Consider the following 19361-nt stretch of genomic DNA (forward strand, 5'->3'; position numbering starts at 1 on the left):
CACTCCGGGGGCCGGAGCCCCCGGCTCATGTCCTCGAGCCGGCCTCATCGGTGCGTGTCGTGCACCGCGCAGCGTCCCTTCGGCGTCTGCGCGATGTCGAGCCGTACTTCTGTGGCCGTCTCGACCAGGCGCTGTACCTGATGACTCGAACCTAACCCGGCGAATGACATCCGTGTGCTTCTCACCGCTACGAATGTGTAACCAGTGTGTGAACGCGCGGAATCCGGCCTAGTAGTCGATGCTCGTGGCCGACGAGATCAGGGCGGCGCGGAGCAGCGCGAGGGTCGCGTCGGTGGTGCCGGCGTGCGCGCTGAAGCGGACGGTGCTCGGACGCAGGCGCGCGGTGACGCCGTGCGCGGCGAGGGAGGCTGCCAGCGGGGCCAGCTCCTCCGGCTCCGGCTCGACGACCACGATGCCGGCGCGCTCGTGCTCGCCGCGGGAGCCCACGACCGCCAGTCCGAACTCGTCCGCGAGGTCGACGATCGCGCTGACCCGCTCCGCGACGAGCGCGGCGATCGTCGACTGCCCGACCGCGGCGACCTCCTCCAGCGCCGACGCGAGCCGGGCCTGGGCGATCGGGTCCGGGTTGCTGATGCTGAAGGCGCGGGCGTCGCCGCGCGGCGGAGCCACCTCGTCCCACGGCTCCGCCTGCTCCGATCCCGTCCAGCCGGAGAGCACCGGGGTCAGCCGCGACAGCGCCCGCTCGCTGAGCGCGAGGAAGCCCGTCCCCCAGCCGGCGCGGAGCCACTTCTGGCCGCCGGTGACGACCACGTCCGCCAGCTCGTAGGGCGCGTCGACGACGCCGAAGCCCTGGATCGCGTCGAGGACGAGCATCCGGTCGCCGATCACGTCCCGGATCGCCGCGACGTCCGCGAGGTAGCCCGTCCGGGAGTCGACCAGGCTCACCGCGACGGTCGTCACGTCGTCCGTGAGCTGCTCGCGGACCGCCTCCGGCGTCACCCGTCCCTGCTCGGTCCGCAGCCAGCGGGGCTCCACCGAGCCGAGAGCCTGCGCCGAACGCACCGCCGCGAACGGCAGGCTCGGGAACTCCGCGGCCGACAGCAGCACCGCGCCCGAGGCGCCGAACAGCGCGTGCAGGAGGCCGGTCGAGGTGTTGGGCTGGAAGACGACGCGGTCGCTGGGGACGCGCACGAGCGCCGCCGCCGCCTCCCGGACGCGCTCGTCCTGCCGGAACAGCTCGTCGAGGGTGCCGCTGCGCGCGCGCACCAGCAGCTCGACGGCCGCCTCCTGCTCGGCGGCGACGGTCGCCGAGAGCGGGCCCACCCGGCCGAAGTCGAGGTACCCGGTCTCCTCGCCGAAGCCGGCGAGGTAGTCCTCGGTCGTGGTGGAGGTGGCCTCGTTCGAGCTCATGCCGGCCCTTCCGGTCGGTGGTGCGGCAGGAGCCGCGAGGTCAGCTGCCGAAGCGGCGGTGCCGTCCGGCGTAGTCGCGGAGCGCGCGGAGGAAGTCGACCTCGCGGATGTCGGGGCCGAGCGCCTCCATGAAGTAGAACTCGCTGTGCGCGCTCTGCCAGAGCATGAAGTCGGAGAGGCGCTGCTCCCCCGAGGTGCGGATGACCAGATCGGGGTCGGGCTGCCCGCTGGTGTACAGGTGCTCGCCGATGAGCTCCGGGGTCAGCAGGCCCGCGACGTCCTCGATGGAGGAGCCGCGCTTGCCGTGCTCCTCCAGGATGCTCCGCACGGCCTGGGCGATCTCGTGCCGCCCGCCGTAGCCGACCGCGAGGTTGACGTGCAGGCCCGTGTGGGAGGCGGTGCGCGCCTCCGCCGTGTCGAGCGCGGCCACGAGCGAGGGCGGGAGGCCCTCGTCGGAGCCGACGTGCTGCACGCGCCAGTCGGGCTGCTGGGAGACCTCCTCGGCGAGGTCGGCGATGATCGCGATCAGCTCGGTCAGCTCGCTGCTGTCGCGGCCGACGAGGTTGTCCTGCGAGAGCAGGTAGAGGGTGACGTGGCGCACGCCGAGCTCGTCGCACCACTGCAGGAACTCGTGCACCTTGGCGGCGCCGGCCCGGTGGCCGTGCGCGGCGGTCTCGAGGGCCCGCTGCCGCGCCCAGCGCCGGTTGCCGTCGATGATCATCGCGACGTGGTTCGGCAGGGAGTCGGGAGGAAGGCTCGAGCGGAGGCGCTTCTTGTAGACGCCGTAGAGGAGGTCCCTTCCCACAGGCAGTCTCGGCTTCGGCACAGTGACACGGTAGTCGACCCGGGGCGCTCCTCGAAGCCCGGCGGCGCTCGGCGTCGGCCCGGGACGGCGTCGTAGTCTGTCCGGCATGAGCCAGCGGCCGACGCCTCCCCCGTCCGATCCCCGCGCCCGCACCGACCGCGGCGGAGACGCCGTCGGAGCGGACCGCCCGGACCTGCCCGCCCTCCCCCTCGTCGAGGACGCGATCGAGCACGACTCCTCGGCGGAGGTCCGGCCCACCTGGCGCGGCTGGATCCACGCCGGCCTCTTCCCGCTCGCGATCGTCGCCGGAGTGGTGCTGATCGTGGTCGCGGATGGGACCGCGGCGAAGTGGGCGGCCGCGGTGTTCGCGACCACGTCGCTCCTGCTCTTCGGCAACTCCGCTCTTTACCACCGCTTCGACTGGAAGCCGCGGACGAAGATGATCCTCAAGCGGATCGACCACGCCAACATCTTCCTGCTGATCGCCGGCACCTACACGCCGCTGGCCGTGCTCGCCCTGCCGCCCGCGCAGGGCACGCTCCTGCTGGTCCTGGTCTGGGCGGGGGCGCTGCTCGGGATCGGCTTCCGCGTCTTCTGGATCGGCGCGCCGCGCTGGCTCTACGTGCCGCTCTACCTGCTGCTGGGCTGGGCGGCCGTGATGTACCTCGGTCCGCTCTTCGAGGCCAGCGCGACGATGATGGTGCTCGTCCTCGCCGGCGGGCTCTGCTACTCCGCCGGAGCCGTGATCTACGGGATCAAGAAGCCCAACCCGGTCCCGGGCGTCTTCGGCTTCCACGAGATCTTCCACGCGCTCACGGCCGTGGCGTTCCTCTGCCACTGGACGGCGGCGCTGATCGTCTCGCTCCACCCCGCCTACAACGCCTAGCGGGGCCCGGGCCCACCGCTGCGGGCCGGGCTCAGCCCTCGGTGCGCTCCGCCTCCTCGGCGTCGAGCCGCTCCTTCACCTGGGCGGTGTAGGTGGTGCGCCGCACGCGCCGGACCATGTCGAGCGCGAGGAGGACGGCGGCCAGAGCGATCACGAGCATCGTGATGAAGCCGAAGAGGCCCGGCGTGACCGTGTCCTCGTTGAACTCGGGACCCGGGGTCGGCACCGTCGTGGAGGCGAGGACGACGACGCGCTGGGCGCCCTCGAGCAGCCCGGCGATCACGCGCGCACCTCGTCGGCGACGACGACGCCGGAGCCGTCGGGCTCCGGGGACACCGGGGCGTCCCCCGAGGGCTCGGGGTCGGGAGCGATCGGCGGGACGACCGCGGTCGGGCCCGGGGCGAGCTCGGCCAGGTCGAGACCGGCGAAGAGATCCGTCTCGGGCGTCGGCGCGTCGACCCGGCTCTCGACGAGCTGGAAGTCGTCGGTCGGCCAGGCGGCGTCGATCGCCTCGTGCGGGAGGAAGAAGAAGGCGTTGTCCGGAGCGACCTGGCTGGCGTGGGCCAGCAGGGCCGCATCGCGCCGATCGTGGAAGCCGGAGATCACGACCCGCGTGGTCGCGAGGTACGGGGTGTCCTCGTTCCAGCGCTTCATCTCCTCGAAGACCGACAGGCGCGGGTCCTCCGGGTCGATCGAGCGCAGGTGCTCGGCGATCGCCCGCAGCTTCTGGCCGCTGAAGACGCGGTCGTAATACAGCTTCGAGACCGACCACGGAGCGCCCGTGTCCCGGTACTCCTCGGCGAGGCCCGCCGCGCGGTAGGCCTCGACGGCGACCTGGTGGGCGCGGATGTGGTCGGGGTGCGGGTAGCCGCCGTTCTCGTCGTAGCTGATGATCACGTGCGGCCGGAACCGGCGGACCAGGCGCACGAGCGGAGCGGCGGCCGTGGCGAGCGGCAGACCCGCGAACGAGGCGGCGTCGACCTTCCCGTCCTCGGGCATGCCGGAGTCGACGAAGCCGAGCCAGGCGTGCTCGACGCCGAGCGCCTCGCGAGCGGCCGCCATCTCGTACCGGCGGAGGCCGCCGATGTCGCGCTCGGCGTACGCGCGGGCCTGGAGGCCCTCGTTCAGCACGGAGCCGGCCTCGCCTCCGGTGCAGGAGACCACCATGACCTCGGCGCCCCGCGAGGCGTAGGCGGCCAGCGTCGCCGCGCCCTTGCTCGACTCGTCGTCAGGATGGGCGTGCACGGCGAGGAGGCGCGGAGTGTCCCGCACCTCCGAATCGACGGAGACCTCGACGGCCTGGGACACGATCGCTCGATTCCTCGGGGTTTAATGGGATCGGCGCTCCCGTCCGCGAAGGACGCGCGCCACCCGTCCAGAGTAGACGCATCACCCAGGGAGTTCCGTGGCCGCCCGCACGTCCGAGAGCGTCGAGGGAGCCGCCGCGCCCGCGCTCGATCCGGACGCCGTCCGCGCCGCCGGACCCCTCGCCACCCGCTACGGCCGCACGACGCGCACCCGCCGCGGCAACCGCTGGCTCTTCGGCGGCGTCGCGCTCGCCTTCGTCGCCGTCTTCGCCGCCTGGGTCGTCTGGGCCGGACTCGACGGAGCACGCGGCGGGGTGGACGTCCAGGACACCGCGCACCAGGTCGTCGACGACCGCACCGTCACCGTCTCCTTCGATCTCACCGCGCCCGTCGGCCGCGAGGTCGCCTGCGCGGTCCAGGCCCTCAACGAGCAGTCCGCCGTGGTCGGCTGGCTGGTCGTGGAGTACCCCGCCACGACGGAGCGCTTCCGCTCCTACACGGAGACCGTCCGCACCACCGAGCTCGCGAACACAGGTTTGATCTCCTCCTGCTGGCTCCCGTAGGCTTGCCCGAAGCCCTGACGGACTCGTCGGGGCCTCGCCATTCCCACCGCCGCCTGACGCCGGCCGTCCCCACCGCCGGACGCGGACACCTCCGCACGGTGCTGCCGGGCGCCGCGAGCGCGGCCCGCAGAGCAGGAGCCCACCATGGCCGACCAGTCACAGGTGACCTGGATGACCCAGGAGTCGTACGACCGCCTCGAGGCGGAGCTCACCGAGCTGTCCACCAACGGACGCGAGGAGATCGCCAAGCGCATCGAGGTCGCCCGCGAGGAGGGCGACCTGAAGGAGAACGGCGGCTACCACGCCGCGAAGGACGAGCAGGGCAAGATCGAGGCCCGCATCCGCCAGCTGACCTCCCTCCTCCGCGAAGCCGAGATCGGCACGCCCCCCGAGAGCCACGGAGTCGTCGAGGCCGGCACCATCATCACCGCCGAGATCGCCGGCGACGAGTCCCGCTTCCTCCTCGGCAACCGCGAGATGGCGGGCGAGAGCGACCTCGACGTCTACAGCCCCCAGAGCCCCCTCGGATCGGCGATCATGGGCCTGAACGTCGGCGACACCGCCCGCTTCACGGCACCCAACGGGCGGGAGATCGAGGTCCGCGTCGCCAACGTCGAGACCTGGTCCGGCCACTGATCGCACGTCGCGGCGCTCTCCGCGGCGTTGTCGTCGGGCGCGATACCGCCGGTATCGCTTCCTCCTCCGCCTTGCGGAGAACGCCGCGACGCACGATCAGCCCTCTCCAGACGGGAGCGGGGCGCCGGCTTCGCGGCGACAGCGTCGGGCGCGATGCCGCCGGTACCGCTTCCTCCTCCGCCTCGCGGAGAACACCGCGACGCACGATCAGCCCTCTCCAGACGGGGGGCGCCGGCTTCGCGGCGGCAGCGGAGGACGCGAGATCGCCGTGATCGCCGTGATCGGATTCTTCCCCGCTGTGCGGGGAACGCCGAGACGGACGAACGGCCTTCCCCGGACTCGGGGCGCCGGCCTCGCGACGGGATCGCGGACGCGGCGCCCTCGAGCGGTCAGTTGCGGGAGATGCGGGGGGCGTAGCCGGCGTCGGTGAGGACCTGGATGACGCGGTCGGCGTGCTCGGGGCCGCGGGTCTCGACGCTGATCTCGATCTCGACCTCGCTGATCTGCAGGCCCCGGCCGTGCCGAGTGTGCAGCACCTCGACCACGTTCGCGTTCGCCTCCGAGATGAGCTCCGCGATGCGCGACAGCTGCCCCGGACGATCCGGCAGACCGATGCTCATCTTGAGGTAGCGCTCCGACGCGGCCAGGCCCCGGCTGATCACCCGCTCCATCATCAGCGGATCGATGTTGCCGCCCGACAGGATGACCGCGGTCGCTCCGGCGTCGCGGATCTTCCCCGTCAGGATCGCCGCGATGCCCACCGCGCCCGCGGGCTCCACCACGAGCTTCGCCCGCTCCAGCAGCACCAGCAGAGCCCGGGCGATGTCGTCGTCCTCGACGGTGACGACCTCGTCCACCATCTCGCGGACGATCGCGAAGTTCAGCTGCCCCGGCTTCGCCACGGCGATGCCGTCGGCGATCGTCGGAGAGATCGTGATCGCGGTCGGCTCGCCGCTCGCGAGCGAGAGCGGGTACGGCGCCGCGTTGGCCGCCTGCACGCCGATGACGCGGAGCGTGCGCCCCTCCTCGGCCGCCTTCTGCTTGGCCGCCGACGCGACCCCGGCGATGAGGCCGCCTCCGCCGATGGGCACCACGATGGTCTCGACGGCGGGGGCCTGCTCGAGGATCTCGAGGCCGACCGTCCCCTGGCCGGTGATCACGTCGGGGTGGTCGTAGGGAGGAACGAAGACCGCGCCGGTGCGCTCGGCGAACTCCGCCGCCGCCGCGAGCGCCTCGTTGAAGATGTGCCCGCTCAGCACCACGTCAGCGCCGTAGTCACGGGTGGCCGCGAGCTTGGGCAGCGCGACGCCGATCGGCATGAAGATCGTGGCCTTGATCCCCAGCTCCCGCGCCGCGTAGGCGACGCCCTGCGCGTGGTTGCCGGCCGAGGCGGCCACGACTCCGCGGGCCCGCTCCTCCGGGGTGAGCCGCGACATCCGGAACACCGCTCCACGGATCTTGTAGGAGCCGGTGCGCTGGAGGTTCTCGCACTTGAGGAACACGGGCGAGCCGAGGACCTGCGCGAGGAAGGTGCTCGTCTCCATGGGGGTGGCGGCGATGACGGGGGCGAGGACGGCGCGGGCCGCCTCGAACTCGTGGAGGGCGGGTCCGACGACGCGGCTAGTCTGCATGCTCTGCGGCAACTCTCTCGGGGGTTCGGGTCGGCGAGCGCCAGGCTCCGCTCGCGACGTACTTGACCATGACGTTGAGCGTGGCCACGACGGGCACCGCGAAGAAGGCGCCGGCGATGCCGCCGATGATCGAGCCTCCTGCCACCGCGAGCACGACGGCCAGCGGGTGGACCTTGACCGCCGACCCCATGATCAGCGGCTGGAGGATGTGGCCCTCGAGCTGCTGCACCGCGAGGACGACGATCAGCAGGAAGAGCGCGATCAGCGGTCCGTTGTAGACCAGCGCGATGAAGACGGCCAGCGCCCCGGTCACCACGGCGCCGATGACCGGCACGAAGGAGCCGAGGAAGACGAGCACGCCGATCGGGATGGCCAGCGGGACGCCGAGGAGGAAGGAGCCGAGGCCGATGCCGACCGCGTCGACGAAGGCGACCAGGATCTGCACCTTCACGAAGTTGGTCAGCGTCACCCACCCTGCGCGACCGGCGCCGTCGACGGCTCCGCGGGCGCGGCGCGGGAAGAGGCGGACGACCCAGCTCCAGATGTTCGGCCCGTCGATCAGGATGAACAGCGTCGAGAAGAGGGTGAGCAGCACGCCCGTCAGCAGGTGGCCGACGGTCGAGCCGACGCTGAGCGCGCCGCTGACCAGCATCCCCGAGTCCTGCTGCAGGGCCGTGAGGGCCTGCTGCGCGTACTGGTTGATGTCGGTCTCGGTGAGGTGGAGCGGCGACTCGAGGAGGAAGGCCTTGAAGTCGTCGTAGGACTGCACCGTCTGCCGGCTGAGGTCGTCGAAGCCGGAGTAGACCTGGGTGACGACGAGGAAGAGGAGCCCGCCGATCACCACGACGATCCCCAGCTCCGCCAGGACGACGGCGGCCCACTTGGGCCAGCGGTGGCGCTGGAGGAAGCTCGAGAACGGCACGAGCAGGGCGGCGATCACGATCGCGAGCAGGAGCGGGATGACGATCAGCCGCAGCTCGATGACGAGCAGCACCAGCACCGCGAGCGCCGCGACCACGACGAGGACGCGCCAGGCCCAGGCGCCGGCGATGCGCATCCCGTCGCTCACGAAGGCCGAATCGGCGACGGGAGCGGGCCGGGAGGGGGCGGCCGGGGCGGCGGGCGCGGCGGGCTGGACGGCGCGCGGGCCGGAGGTGCGGCGGGACCTGCCGAGTCTCATCTGCCCAGACTAGGCCCCGGCGCATACCCCGCGCGGTATCCCCGGGGAGTGCTCATGCGGCGTCGCCGACCGCCGCCTGCTCCGGTGCCGGACCGACCGCGACCGGGCGCCGCGCGGGCAGCACGCCGACCCGCTCCCCCGGCTCGAGGCGGTGACCCGACGCGTGCTGGACGGTGACCTCCTCGCCCGTCGACAGCCGGACGGTCGAGCGCCGCACCGGCCCCAGGAAGCTCGAGGCGAGGACGACTCCGGGCAGGGAGTCGGGAGCGCCGTCGGCCACGACGGCGAGGTCCTCGGGGCGGAGGAACACCGACACGGGACCGTCGGCCGCCGCCGCGTCGACGAGCGGCAGGCGCACGCCGAGCGCGAGGACCGATCCCGACGAGACCGTCCCCGCGACCACCGTCGAGAGGCCGACGAAGCGGGCCGTGAAGGCGGTCGCCGGGCGCGCGTAGAGGTCCTCCGGTGCACCCAGCTGCTCGATCCGCCCGGCGTTCATCACCGCGACGCGGTCGGCGACGGCGAGCGCCTCCTCCTGGTCGTGCGTGACGAAGAACGTGGTGATGCCGATCTCGGACTGCAGGCGCTTGATCTCGTCGCGCAGCTGGACGCGGACCTTCGCGTCCAGGGCCGACAGGGGCTCGTCCAGCAGCAGCACCCGCGGCCGCGTGACGAGGGCGCGCGCGAGCGCCACCCGCTGCTGCTGGCCGCCGGAGAGCTCGTGCGCGTAGCGGTCGCCGAGGGCGCCGAGGCCCACGACCTCCAGCGCCTCCCCCGCGGCCGCCCGGCGCTCGCGCGCCCCGACTCCCCGGGTGCGCAGCCCGAACTCGACGTTCTCGCGCGCCCGCAGGTGCGGGAAGAGCGAGTACGACTGGAAGACCATGCCCATGTCGCGCTTCGCGACGGGGACGTGGGCGACGTCCTCCTCGTCGACGAGGATCCGCCCCGCGTCGATCCGCTCGAGACCGCTGAGGGCGCGCAGGGCTGTGGTCTTGCCGCAGCCGGAGGGGCCGAGCAGCGCGATGAACTCACCCGGGGCCACGTCGAACGAGACGCCGTCGAGCGCTCGCGCGGAGCCGTAGTGCCGCTCCACGTCGACGAAGCGCACGCGGGCGCCGGGGAGGGTGGGAGCGGTCACGAGGAGCCTTTCGAGGAGCGCGCCCGGCCCGTCGGCAGGCCGATCCGCGCGAGGCGGCCGATCCCGAGCAGGAGGGCGAAGGCGAAGAGGAGCGAGAGCAGCGAGAAGATCACGGCGACGTAGGCGTCGGACTTCGACACCTGCACCAGGCCGGTCTGGAGAGTGGTGCGGCTGAGGAGCGAGGCGATCGTGTACTCGCCGAGAACGACTGCGACGGTGATCAGCGCGGCCGCGACCAGGCCCCGGCGCAGGTTCGGCAGGAGGACCCTCCCGAGCACCGCGAGCGGGCCCGCGCCGAGCGAGCGGGCCGCCTCCGAGAGCGTCACGGCGTCGAGACCGGCGAGGTCCGCCGCCACGGCGCGGTAGGCGTAGGGCAGGACCAGCACCCCGTAGGCGAGAGCGAGCGTCCACGGCGCGGAGCCGGCGAGCTCGGTGACCACGGAGTAGACCGGCGCGAGGCCGACGACGAGGACGATGGCGGGCACGGTCAGCGGGAGCAGGCAGACCAGCTCCAGAGCCCGGCGCAGGCGCGGGAGCCGGATCTCGACGAGCAGCATCGTCGGCACCAGCAGGACCAGGACGATGAGGGCGGTGACGACGGCGAGGACCAGCGAGTTTCCGATCCCCTGGAACAGCGAGCGGTAGGCGCGCTCGTTCTCCGGGTCGAGGATCGCCGTCCAGTGCGAGAGGTCGTGGCCGCCGGCGCGGCGGAGCGTGAACTCCGCCATCGCGACGATCGGAACGGCGAACACCAGCCCGGTGATCACGAGCACCGCCCCGGACAGGAGCCGCGCGGGCCTCATCGCTGCCACCGCCGGGCCCGGCGCTGCAGCAGCGCGTACCCGGACATCAGGACCACCATCACCGCGAGCATCCCGAGCGCGAGGGCGCCCGCGAAGTTCTCGCGGCCCAGCACCGTCTCGCTGACCAGCGCGGCGCGGATCTGCAGCGGGACGATCTGCGCGCCCTGGCTGATCAGCGCCGCCGCGGTGGCGAAGGAGGAGAACGCGTTCGCGAACAGCAGCAGCACGCAGCCGAGGAACGACGGCGCCAGCACCGGGAGGGCCACGTGCAGCCAGTAGCCGAGCCGGCCCCCGCCGAGCACCGCGTTCGCCTCGGCCCACTCCGGACGCAGACCCTCGAGCGCGGGCAGGAACGTGAGCACCATCAGGGGCACCTGGAAGTAGAGGTAGGGCAGGACGAGCCCGGGCAGCTGGTAGAGCCATACGCCGTCGGCGTAGAGGTCGACGCCCGCTCCCGCGAGGAGGGTCGTCACCAGCCCCTGCACGCCGATCGTCGCGATGAACGCGAACGCGAGCATCACCCCGCCGAACTGCGCGAGGACGCTCGCCGCTGCATCGACGACGGTCCGGAGCGCCCCGCGCGCATCGGAGCCGAGCAGGGCCAGGCACACGACCGCGCCCAGCACCGCGCCGACGACGGCGGTGACGGCCGAGAGCCCGAGCGACGCGCCGAAGGTGGACAGCACGACGGGATCCCCGAGCGCGAGCACGTTAGCCGTGGTGAAGCGGCCGTCTCCGTCCGTGAATCCGGTCGCCACCGCGAGGACCGTGGGGACGGCCAGGAACAGCAGGACGTAGAGCGCGAAGGGGGCGACGCCCAGCACGGCCGGGGTGCCGCGCCGTCCCCGGGGCGCGGACGCCCCGGGGACGGCCTCGGCGGGAGCGGTGGTCACTGGATCGCCGCGGCCCACTTCTCGGCGAGGAGCGACGAGGCCGCCTCGGTCTGCTCCTCCGTGAACTGGACGAGGTCGGAGGGAGCGGCGCCGACGGCGTCGAGCGCGTCCTGGTCGACCGTGCCGGCCTCGGTCATCGCGGCCAGGCGCACCGGGTAGGCGCCGGCGGCGAGGTAGAGGTTCTGCGCGGCGTCGGAGTAGAGGTACTCCTGCCAGAGCCGCGCGGCCGCGGGGTGCGGAGCGTCGGCGTTGACCGCCTGGTTGTAGTAGCTGCCGACGGCGGAGCCCGGGAGGACGGTCGTCGTCCACTCGCGGGTGCCCTCGTTCGCCTTCCCGGCGGCGAGGTCGTTGTAGCTCCAGTCGAAGACGACCGGGGTCTCGCCCGAGGCGACGGTGGCGTCGGTCGGGTCCAGCGGCAGGAAGTTGCCGGCGTCGTTCAGCCTCTCGAAGAAGTCGATCCCCGCCTGGACGTCGTCGGCGGAGCCGCCGGACTGGAGAGCCGCGAGCTGCACTGCGGCCGCGGCGGCTCCCGCCTGGGTCGGGTCGCCGTTGATCGCGACCGAGCCGCGGTAGTCGGCGCCGAGGAGGTCCTCGAGCGACGCGGGCGCAGGCACCGCGGCCGCGTCGAACCCGATCGACATCAGGCCGGTGTAGTCGTTGACCCAGAGGCCCGACTCCTCCTTGTTCCCCTCGGGGATGTCGTCCCAGGACTGGACCTTGTACGGCGCGAACATGTCCGTGTTCGCCAGAGCGACGGCCGGTCCCAGGTCGAACACGTCGGGAGCGGTGTCCTGCCCGGCGAGGTTCTCCGCCGTGCTGATCTCCTCCGCGGAGGAGACGTCGGGGTCGGCGGAGTTCACGGTGATGCCGTACTCGTCCTCGAAGCCGCTGATCAGCTCGCCGTAGTTCGCCCAGGTGTCGGGCAGGGCGATGACGTTGAGCTCACCCTCGGCCTTCGCGGCCTCGACCAGGGCGTCCAGCCCGCCGAGGTCCGCGCCGGACGTGGCGGACGCCGCGTCCGCGCCGCCGCCGTCGGACGAGGCGGTGGCGCCGCCGGAGCAGGCCGAGAGTGTGAAGACGAGGGCGGTGCCGGCGGCGGCGACCGCGGCGGCGCGCGACAGGCGCTGAATGGTCAAGGGTCCTCCAGGAGTCGGGTGGGCCGCCCCGGTGGGACGGCCTCGGGCACGGTAGGAGCGCCGCGAGTCGGTGACGGAGCGCGGCGGTGAATGCCGGGCGAACGCCGGGGGCCTTATCGGGGACGGCGATGTCGGGGGCGTTCGCTAGCGTGGGCGGACCATGACCGAGCAGCTCTCCGCCGCGCTGGCGCGCCGCATCGCCCTGGCGGCGCAGGGGTTCGGCGTCCCCCGTCCGTCCCGGGTCGACGCGCGCCGGGTGCGCGCCGCCGTGGACCGGATCCGCCCGCTCCAGCTCGACTCGGTGAACGTCTTCGAGCGGAGCCACTATCTGCCGCTGCTCGCGCGGCTCGGCCCGTACGATCGCTCCCTCCTCGACGCCGCGGCCTTCTCCCCCGACGGCCCCTACGTCGAGTACTGGGCCCACGAGGCCGCCCTCGTCCGCCGCGAGGACCTCCCGCTCTACCGCTGGCGGATGGAGCACTACCGCCGGGTCCGCCTGCCCGAGCACGAGGGCTGGGCCCACGAGAACCGCGCCACCCTCGACTGGCTCCGCGCCGCGCTCGCCGACGGTCCCCTCCGCGCCTCCGAGATCGAGCACGAGGCCAACGTCCGCACGGGACCCTGGTGGGGCTGGTCCGACATCAAGCGCGGCCTCGAGGTCCTGTTCCGCTGGGGCGAGGTGGTGACGGCGGGGCGCACGCGCTTCGAGCGCTCCTACGGTCTCGCCGAGCGGCTCCTCCCGAGCGCGGTGCTCGATGCCGACGTGCCCCTCCCCGACGCCGTCCGCGAGCTCGTGCGCCGGGCGGCCCGGGCCCATGGGATCGGCACCCTCGGCGACCTGGCCGATTACCACCGGCTGCTCCAGTCCCCCACGCGCGTCGCGATCGACGAGCTGTTCGAGGCGGGCGAGCTCGAGCGCGTCGAGGTGCGCGGCTGGGAGCGGGGCGGGCGACCCGTGCCGCTCTGGCGGCACGTCGATGCCCGACGCCCCCGCACGCTCCGGGCGGACGCGCTCCTCTCGCCGTTCGACCCCGTGGTCTGGCACCGGCCGAGAGCCGAGCTGTTCTTCGGCTTCCACTACCGGATCGAGATCTACACCCCGGCCGAGCAGCGGGTCCACGGCTACTACGTCCTCCCCGTGCTCCTCGACGACGTGATCGCTGCCCGGGTCGACCTCAAGAGCGAGCGCAAGCGCCGGGTCCTCCTCGTGCAGGCCGCCTGGCTCGAGCCGGGGGCCCCGGCCGACACGCCGGAGCGGCTCGCCGCACTGCTGGTCGAGGCGGCGGCCTGGCAGGGCCTCGACGCCGTCGAGGTCGTCGGTCGCGGCGACCTCGCGGGCGCCCTCGCCGCAGCACTGAGGAGGATCGCGTGAGCGCGCCCGGCGGCGTCCTGGCGCTGGCGCTCTCGGAGCGCTGCGTCGCCCGTCTGCTCGAGCGCGGGAGCGTCGTCGGGGTCGGCACGGGCGAGCTCGCCCACGCAGCCGGCGTCTCCCTCCGGACCTTTCACCGGTACCTCGGCGGGAAGGAGGACTGCGTGCGCCCGGTGCTCGCCGCCGCGATCGCCGCGATGGGACGCGCCCTCCTCGAGCGCCCGGCCGCCGAGCCGCTGAACGCGGCGCTCGGTCACGCCTTCGCCGCGGCGGCCTCCGGTCCCCAGCTCGACCGCACCCTCCGGCTGATCCCCCTGCTGACCGAGACCTCGGCGATGCGCGCCGTCTGGGCGCAGTCGCTGCACGACGGCGAGGAGGCGCTGACGCCGTTCCTCGCGGAGCGGATGGGGCTCGGCCGCACGTCCCCGCACCGGGCGGCCGTCCTGGCCACCGTCGTCCTCGCCCTGGTCCGGCGGGCGCTGGTCGACGCGGCGGCGAGCGGCATCGACCCGGCGCCGGTCTTCGCCGAGTACCTGACGACCGTCGACGGCGGTCCGCTCGCGGCTCCGACCGGATGACGTCCCGTCCGGCGCGGTGACGGGCGCGCCTCTGACCGAAGCGGGATGCGGTGCGGGGCGGCGATCGTCGACGGGGCGTCGGCCGGATCGGCCTGCTAGAAGCGCGAGCCCATCTCGGAGAGGCGGGCGACGCGGTCCGCGATCGGCGGATGGGTCGCGAAGAGGCGCGCGACCACCCCCGGCTTCGACGGGTCGGCGATCCAGAGGTGCGCCATCGAGCTGTTCTGCCGCTGCATCGGCCGGCCCGCGGACTCGAGCTTGAGCAGGGCGCGGGCGAGGGCGTCGGGGTGGCGGGTCGTCAGCGCGCCGGTCGCGTCGGCGAGGTACTCGCGCTGACGGGAGATCGAGAGCTGCACGACCGAGGCGACGATCGGCGCGAGGACCATCGACACCAGCCCGACGATCAGGAGCGCCGGGTTGCCCCCGCCGTTGCCGTTGCCGCCCCGCCCGAAGAAGGCCAGGCGGAGGAAGGCGTCCGAGAGGAAGCCCACCGCGACGACGAGACCGAAGACGATCATCGAGACGCGGATGTCGTAGTTGCGGACGTGGCCCAGCTCGTGGGCCATCACGCCCTCCAGCTCGGCGTCGTCCATGATCGCGAGCAGGCCCGTCGTCGCAGCCACGACGGCGTGCTCGGGATCACGGCCGGTCGCGAACGCGTTCGGCGCCGGGTCGTCGATCAGGTACACCTTCGGCATCGGCGTGCCCGTCGCGATCGAGAGGTTCTCGACGATGCGGTAGAGCCTCGGCTCGTCCGCCTTCTCCACCGCCACGCCGCCGCTGAGCGCGACCGCCTGGCGAGCGGCGAAGAAGTACTGGAAGAACGCGTACGCGGCGGCGATCACGAGCACCACCACGACGATCGCCGTGCTGCGGTAGACCGCTGCCGCCAGGGCGCCCAGTCCGCCGATGATCGCCAGGAACAGGACGAGGATCAGGACCGTGTTGCGCTTGTTGCGGGCGATCGCGCTGTACACGGCGGCTGCCTAGAACTGGACGCGCGGGGGCTCCGAGATCGCGGCGAGATCGCCGACCTCGAAGAACTCGCGCTCCGAGAAGCCGAGCCGGCGCGAGAACAGCGTGTTCGGGAAGACCTTCACCTTGGTGTTCATCTCGCGCACGCCGCCGTTGTAGAAGCGCCGGGCCGACTGGATCTTGTCCTCGGTGTCGACCAGCTCGCCCTGCAGCTGGAGGAAGTTCTGGCTCGCCTGCAGCTGGGGGTACGCCTCCGCGACCGCGAAGATCGACTTCAGAGCGCTCTGCATGTGGTCCTCGGCGACCGACGCCTCCGCCGGGCCCTGGGCCTGCAGCGTCTCGGCGCGAGCCTGCGTCACCGACTCGAAGACCTGGCGCTCGTGCGAGGCGTAGCCCTTCACGGAGTCGATCACGTTGGGGATCAGATCCGCGCGGCGCTTCAGCTGGACGGTGATGTCGCTCCACGCCTCGTCCACGCGGACGTTGAGGGTGACCAGCGAGTTGTACGTCGCCCAGAGGTAGACCCCGAGGATGACGACGAGCGCGACGACGACGATGAGCGGGACGAGCCATTCCATGCCGTCCAGTGTAGGGACGGCGCGCTCCCCGGCACCTGTCGATGAGGCGCATTCGCAGGGGCGGGTCGGCCCTACTTGAGGGTCTTCTGCAGCAGGACGGTGCTGAGCCAGCGCTCGAACTTGAAGCCGACGCGGCCCATCCGGCCGACCTCGACGAATCCGAACTGCGCGTGCATCGCCAACGACGCCTCCGCGCCCTTGTCGGCGATGACGGCCATGATCTGACGGATCCCCACGGCCTTCGCGCGCTCGAGGAGCTCGGCCATCAGAGCCCGGCCGAGGCCCTTGCCGGTGGAGGCCGCCCGCAGGTAGATCGAGTTCTCCACGGTGAAGCGGTACGCCCGCTTGGAGGACCACGGCGACACCATCGCATAGCCGAGGATCTGGCCCGACGGCGAGACGGCCACGATGAAGGGCAGCCCGAGCTTCTGGTTGCGGGAGAACTTCGTCCGCCACTCCTTCAGCGTCGAGTCGTCCTCGTCGAAGGTCACCACCGTGTTGCGCACGTAGTGGTTGTAGATCTCGCGGATGTCCGGGAGGTCGGCGTCGCGGGCGTCGCGGATCTCGAACGAGAAGCCGGGCTCGGGAGGCGGCGCCTTCCGCAGGTGCGGCGGCAGGACGCGCCGGCTCTCGTACTCTTCCTCAAGCATCCGGCTCCCCTTCGGCTCCGCCCATCGATCCGGGCCAGCGTAGCCGCCCCGCGGGCGAGCACCCGGTCACGCGAGAGCACTCCAGTCGACCGGCTCCGCGCCGCGCTCCTCCAGGAGGGCGTTGGCGCGGCTGAACGGCCGGGAGCCGAAGAAGCCGCGCGAGGCCGACAGCGGGCTGGGGTGCGCGCTCTCGATCACTCCGGCCTCCCCCAGCATCGGGCGGAGCGACGCGGCGTCGCGGCCCCAGAGGATCGCGACGAGAGGCGCGTCCCGGGCGGCCAGCGTGCGGATCGCGTGCTCGGTGACCGCCTCCCAGCCCTTCCCGCGGTGCGAGGCGGGAGAGCCGGGGGCGACGGTGAGGACCCGGTTGAGCAGCATCACGCCGCTCGAGGTCCAGCCGCTGAGGTCGCCGTGCTCGGGCGGCTCGACGCCGAGGTCGTCCCGGAGCTCGCGGTGGATGTTCTGCAGGCTCCTCGGCAGCGGGCGCACGTGGCGCTCGACCGCGAAGGACAGCCCGATCGGGTGCCCGGGCGTCGGGTACGGGTCCTGTCCGACGATGAGGACGCGCACGTCCGCGAGCGGTGCGGCGAAGGCGCGGAGCACGTCGCGGCCCGCGGGGAGGTAGGGCCGGCCGGCCGCGACCTCGCCGCGGAGGAAATCGCCCATCGCGGCGATGTCCCCGGCGACGGGGGCGAGCGCCTCCGCCCAGCCCCTGTCGATCAGTCCCGAGGCCGCGAGCTCAGCGAGGTCCACCGAGTCAGCCCGCCGCGAGCGTCGCGACGACGACTCCGGCGTCGCTGCCGCTCACGCGCCATACCGAGCCGGCGCCGCCGACGCGGAGCGCGCCGGTGCCAACGATCAGCACGGTGGACTCGTCGAGCGCGACGCCGCCGTCGACCAGGCCCGCCTCGACGGCCGCGACCAGGCGGCCGAGGGTCCCCCACTGCGCCGCGTGCACGTCGACCGTCACGTCGATGAGACCGATGCCCTCGAGCACCGTGACCTCGTCGAGCTCCTCCGCCGCGCCCTCCGGGACGACGGCGACGCCGCCGATCCGGTGGCCGCCGACGAGGGCGCGGTCGGCCGCAACGGCGGCTCCCGCCGAGTAGCCGGCGTACGGCACTCCGGAGGAGACGAGATCGCGCAGCCGCGGGAAGCAGGCCTCGAGCGCGTCGCGGTAGGCCGGGGTCAGCCCTCCGCCGACGAAGATCCCGTCGACGTCGTCGAAGACCGCGGGATCGATCCGGCCGCCCTCCGGCTTCATCACGGCGAACGCATCGAGCGGGCCGACCGTCGCGAGCAGTGCCGAGTAGCCGGCGTAGGCCTCGGGGCCGAGCCCGTCGTGGACGACGACGATCGCGATGCGCGGGCCCTCGATCCGGCCGGCGTCCACCGCGTGGGCGCGCGCCTCCGCGAGGAACGCCCCGTACAGCTGCTGGTCGTGCTCGACGCCGCCTCCGCCGCCGATCAGGTGGACGCTCACTCGTCGTCCTCGGCGAGGGCTCCGTCCACCGGGGGCAGAGCCGACCAGGGGAAGACGATCCAGCGCGGGGTGCGGCGCCAGAAGAAATCGGGCTCGAGCACCGTGCGCGGCTTCGTGTAGAGGGTCACGGTGCGCACCTCGGCACCCATCGCGCGGATGAGCTTCACCGAGAGGGCGAGGGTGTGGCCGGAGTCGGAGACGTCGTCGACCAGGAGGATGCGCTTGCCGCGCACGGACGCCTCGTCGAGCAGCGGCGGCAGCACCACGGGCTCCGCCAGGCGCGCCTCGACGCCGGTGTAGAACTCGACGTTCAGCGCGCCGCAGCTCTTGATGCCGAGCGCGTAGGCCACGGCGCCCGCGAGGAGCAGACCGCCGCGCGCGATGGCGACGACCAGCTCCGGCCGGTAGCCCGACGCGACCACGTCGTCGGCCAGGTGCCGAGCGGCGTCGCCGAACTCGAGCCAGCCGAGCACCTCCTTCTCCGTGGCGGCGAGGAGGGCGGCGGAGTCGTCGGCGTCGGAAACCATGAGGGACAGGCTAGGCCGTCGCGGGCCTCCGCGTCACATCGGTCAGGCGCGCGGGGCCAGGGGTCCCTTCGCGACCTTGTGCGGGGCCGCCTGCGCGACCGGCTTGATGGTCACGAGGTCGAGGTTGACGTGGGCGGGGAGCTCCACCGAGGAGACGATCGCAGCGGCGACGTCCTCCGCGACGAGCGGGTCGGGGACCTCGGCGTAGACCGCGTCGGCGCGCTCCCGGTCGCCGCCGAAGCGGACCAGCGAGAACTCGTCCGTGTGCACCATCCCCGGCGCGATCTCGATCACGCGGATCGGCTCGCCGGCCAGCTCGAGCCGCAGCACGGCGACCAGCGCGTGCGCGGCGTGCTTGGCGGCGTTGTACCCGCCTCCGCCCTCGTAGGCGACGTGGCCGGCGATCGAGGTGACCGTCACGATGTCCGCGGAGGTGCCGCTCCCCCGGACCCCGGCGCGCAGCAGCGGGAGCAGCGCGCTGGTCACGAGCTTCACCGAGAGCACGTTGATCTCGAACATGCGGCGCCAGTCCTCGGGGTCGGACCTCTCGACCGAGTCGAGTCCGAGCGCACCGCCCGCGTTGTTCACGAGCGCGTGCACGGGCCCGGAGGAGGCGAGGTGGTCGCGCAGAGCGTCGACCTGAGCGGCGTCGGTGAGGTCGGCGGCGAAGTACCCGGCGCCGGTCTCGGCGGCGAGCGCCTCCAGCCGGTCGCGCCGGCGCGCGACGGCGACGACCTCCCAGCCGTGCTCGCGGAACAGGCGGACCGCGGCCGCCCCGATCCCTGAACTCGCTCCTGTCACGACAACGCGTCGATCCACGCCCGTCCCCTTCCGTCAAGCCTCGGACACCCT

General features: G+C 73.0%; 22 protein-coding genes. 5 read left to right on the top strand and 17 right to left on the bottom strand.

Translation table 11 applies throughout. The features are described from left to right. Positions 1-228: 228 nt before the first annotated feature. Together C5C63_RS01055 and C5C63_RS01060 are read right to left on the bottom strand one after the other, a co-directional pair. Positions 229-1371 (bottom strand): aminotransferase class V-fold PLP-dependent enzyme, encoded by a 1143-nt coding sequence (locus C5C63_RS01055; RefSeq protein WP_104232765.1) that lies wholly within the window; start codon positions 1369-1371, stop codon positions 229-231. A gap of 40 nt (positions 1372-1411) precedes the next feature. Further along, the gene (locus tag C5C63_RS01060) at positions 1412-2176 is read right to left on the bottom strand and encodes an isoprenyl transferase (RefSeq protein WP_279630826.1); all 765 of its coding nucleotides are present in this window, start codon (positions 2174-2176) and stop codon (positions 1412-1414) included. 106 nt (positions 2177-2282) lie between these two features. Here C5C63_RS01060 and C5C63_RS01065 point away from each other — a divergent pair, with 106 nt between their 5' ends. After that, positions 2283-3062, top strand: a complete 780-nt coding sequence (locus C5C63_RS01065) for a hemolysin III family protein (protein ID WP_104291572.1) — start codon at positions 2283-2285, stop codon at positions 3060-3062. A gap of 31 nt (positions 3063-3093) precedes the next feature. On the opposite strand, the gene C5C63_RS01070 is transcribed toward C5C63_RS01065, so the two are convergent. Together C5C63_RS01070 and mca are read right to left on the bottom strand one after the other, a co-directional pair. After that, complete coding sequence (locus C5C63_RS01070; RefSeq protein WP_258065361.1) at positions 3094-3345, bottom strand: hypothetical protein; 252 nt, start codon at positions 3343-3345, stop codon at positions 3094-3096. Next, complete coding sequence (gene mca, locus C5C63_RS01075; protein WP_258065362.1) at positions 3342-4370, bottom strand: mycothiol conjugate amidase Mca; 1029 nt, start codon at positions 4368-4370, stop codon at positions 3342-3344. Before mca ends, C5C63_RS01070 begins: the two co-directional genes overlap by 4 nt. Positions 4371-4467: 97 nt before the next feature. On the opposite strand from mca, the gene C5C63_RS01080 reads away from it, so the two are divergent. After that, entirely contained in the window at positions 4468-4932 is a 465-nt protein-coding gene (locus C5C63_RS01080; protein WP_104232767.1) for a DUF4307 domain-containing protein, read from the top strand. 144 nt (positions 4933-5076) lie between these two features. Further along, on the top strand, positions 5077-5568 hold the full coding sequence (gene greA / locus C5C63_RS01085; RefSeq protein WP_104225519.1) for a transcription elongation factor GreA: 492 nt from the start codon (positions 5077-5079) through the stop codon (positions 5566-5568). 389 nt (positions 5569-5957) lie between these two features. On the opposite strand, the gene ilvA is transcribed toward greA, so the two are convergent. The 6 genes from ilvA to C5C63_RS01115 are packed head-to-tail and all read right to left on the bottom strand — an operon-like array spanning position 5958 to position 12349. Continuing rightward, entirely contained in the window at positions 5958-7199 is a 1242-nt protein-coding gene (gene ilvA, locus C5C63_RS01090) for a threonine ammonia-lyase (protein ID WP_104224429.1), read from the bottom strand. Then, positions 7189-8379 carry an AI-2E family transporter gene (locus tag C5C63_RS01095; protein WP_104246634.1) on the bottom strand — a complete coding sequence of 397 codons (1191 nt, stop codon included), beginning with the start codon at positions 8377-8379 and terminating at the stop codon, positions 7189-7191. Before C5C63_RS01095 ends, ilvA begins: the two co-directional genes overlap by 11 nt. A 52-nt stretch (positions 8380-8431) precedes the next feature. After that, a complete protein-coding gene (locus C5C63_RS01100) occupies positions 8432-9517 on the bottom strand; it encodes an ABC transporter ATP-binding protein (protein ID WP_104291573.1) in 1086 nt (361 codons plus the stop codon). Further along, complete coding sequence (locus C5C63_RS01105; RefSeq protein WP_104291574.1) at positions 9514-10320, bottom strand: ABC transporter permease; 807 nt, start codon at positions 10318-10320, stop codon at positions 9514-9516. Before C5C63_RS01105 ends, C5C63_RS01100 begins: the two co-directional genes overlap by 4 nt. Beyond that, positions 10317-11213 carry an ABC transporter permease subunit gene (locus C5C63_RS01110; RefSeq protein WP_104325391.1) on the bottom strand — a complete coding sequence of 299 codons (897 nt, stop codon included), beginning with the start codon at positions 11211-11213 and terminating at the stop codon, positions 10317-10319. Before C5C63_RS01110 ends, C5C63_RS01105 begins: the two co-directional genes overlap by 4 nt. After that, entirely contained in the window at positions 11210-12349 is a 1140-nt protein-coding gene (locus C5C63_RS01115; protein WP_104291575.1) for an ABC transporter substrate-binding protein, read from the bottom strand. The genes C5C63_RS01110 and C5C63_RS01115 overlap by 4 nt, the downstream gene beginning before the upstream one ends. Positions 12350-12509: 160 nt before the next feature. Here C5C63_RS01115 and C5C63_RS01120 point away from each other — a divergent pair, with 160 nt between their 5' ends. Together C5C63_RS01120 and C5C63_RS01125 are read left to right on the top strand one after the other, a co-directional pair. Then, a complete protein-coding gene (locus C5C63_RS01120; RefSeq protein ID WP_104291576.1) occupies positions 12510-13721 on the top strand; it encodes a winged helix-turn-helix domain-containing protein in 1212 nt (403 codons plus the stop codon). After that, positions 13718-14296 (top strand): TetR/AcrR family transcriptional regulator, encoded by a 579-nt coding sequence (locus C5C63_RS01125; protein ID WP_104224435.1) that lies wholly within the window; start codon positions 13718-13720, stop codon positions 14294-14296. The genes C5C63_RS01120 and C5C63_RS01125 overlap by 4 nt, the downstream gene beginning before the upstream one ends. A gap of 95 nt (positions 14297-14391) precedes the next feature. Here C5C63_RS01125 and C5C63_RS01130 read toward each other — a convergent pair whose 3' ends face one another. The 7 genes from C5C63_RS01130 to C5C63_RS01160 form a co-directional block, all read right to left on the bottom strand. Further along, the gene (locus C5C63_RS01130) at positions 14392-15273 is read right to left on the bottom strand and encodes a M48 family metallopeptidase (protein WP_104325352.1); all 882 of its coding nucleotides are present in this window, start codon (positions 15271-15273) and stop codon (positions 14392-14394) included. Between the two features lie 9 nt (positions 15274-15282). Continuing rightward, the gene (locus tag C5C63_RS01135) at positions 15283-15849 is read right to left on the bottom strand and encodes a LemA family protein (RefSeq protein WP_104225511.1); all 567 of its coding nucleotides are present in this window, start codon (positions 15847-15849) and stop codon (positions 15283-15285) included. A 71-nt stretch (positions 15850-15920) separates the two neighbouring features. After that, positions 15921-16499 (bottom strand): GNAT family N-acetyltransferase, encoded by a 579-nt coding sequence (locus C5C63_RS01140; protein ID WP_104224438.1) that lies wholly within the window; start codon positions 16497-16499, stop codon positions 15921-15923. Between the two features lie 66 nt (positions 16500-16565). After that, entirely contained in the window at positions 16566-17252 is a 687-nt protein-coding gene (locus C5C63_RS01145) for a uracil-DNA glycosylase (protein ID WP_104232774.1), read from the bottom strand. A gap of 4 nt (positions 17253-17256) precedes the next feature. After that, positions 17257-17982: a peptidase S51 gene (locus tag C5C63_RS01150; RefSeq protein ID WP_104325353.1), complete on the bottom strand. Its 726-nt coding sequence runs from the start codon at positions 17980-17982 to the stop codon at positions 17257-17259. Then, a complete protein-coding gene (locus C5C63_RS01155; RefSeq protein ID WP_104224441.1) occupies positions 17979-18509 on the bottom strand; it encodes a phosphoribosyltransferase in 531 nt (176 codons plus the stop codon). The genes C5C63_RS01150 and C5C63_RS01155 overlap by 4 nt, the downstream gene beginning before the upstream one ends. Before the next feature lie 42 nt (positions 18510-18551). After that, positions 18552-19328, bottom strand: coding sequence for an SDR family NAD(P)-dependent oxidoreductase (locus C5C63_RS01160; protein WP_258065363.1), 777 nt, complete (start codon positions 19326-19328; stop codon positions 18552-18554). Between the last annotated feature and the right edge of the window lie 33 nt (positions 19329-19361).

The sequence above is a fragment of the Rathayibacter sp. AY1B8 genome (genome assembly GCF_002932775.1).
Lineage (GTDB): Bacteria > Actinomycetota > Actinomycetes > Actinomycetales > Microbacteriaceae > Rathayibacter.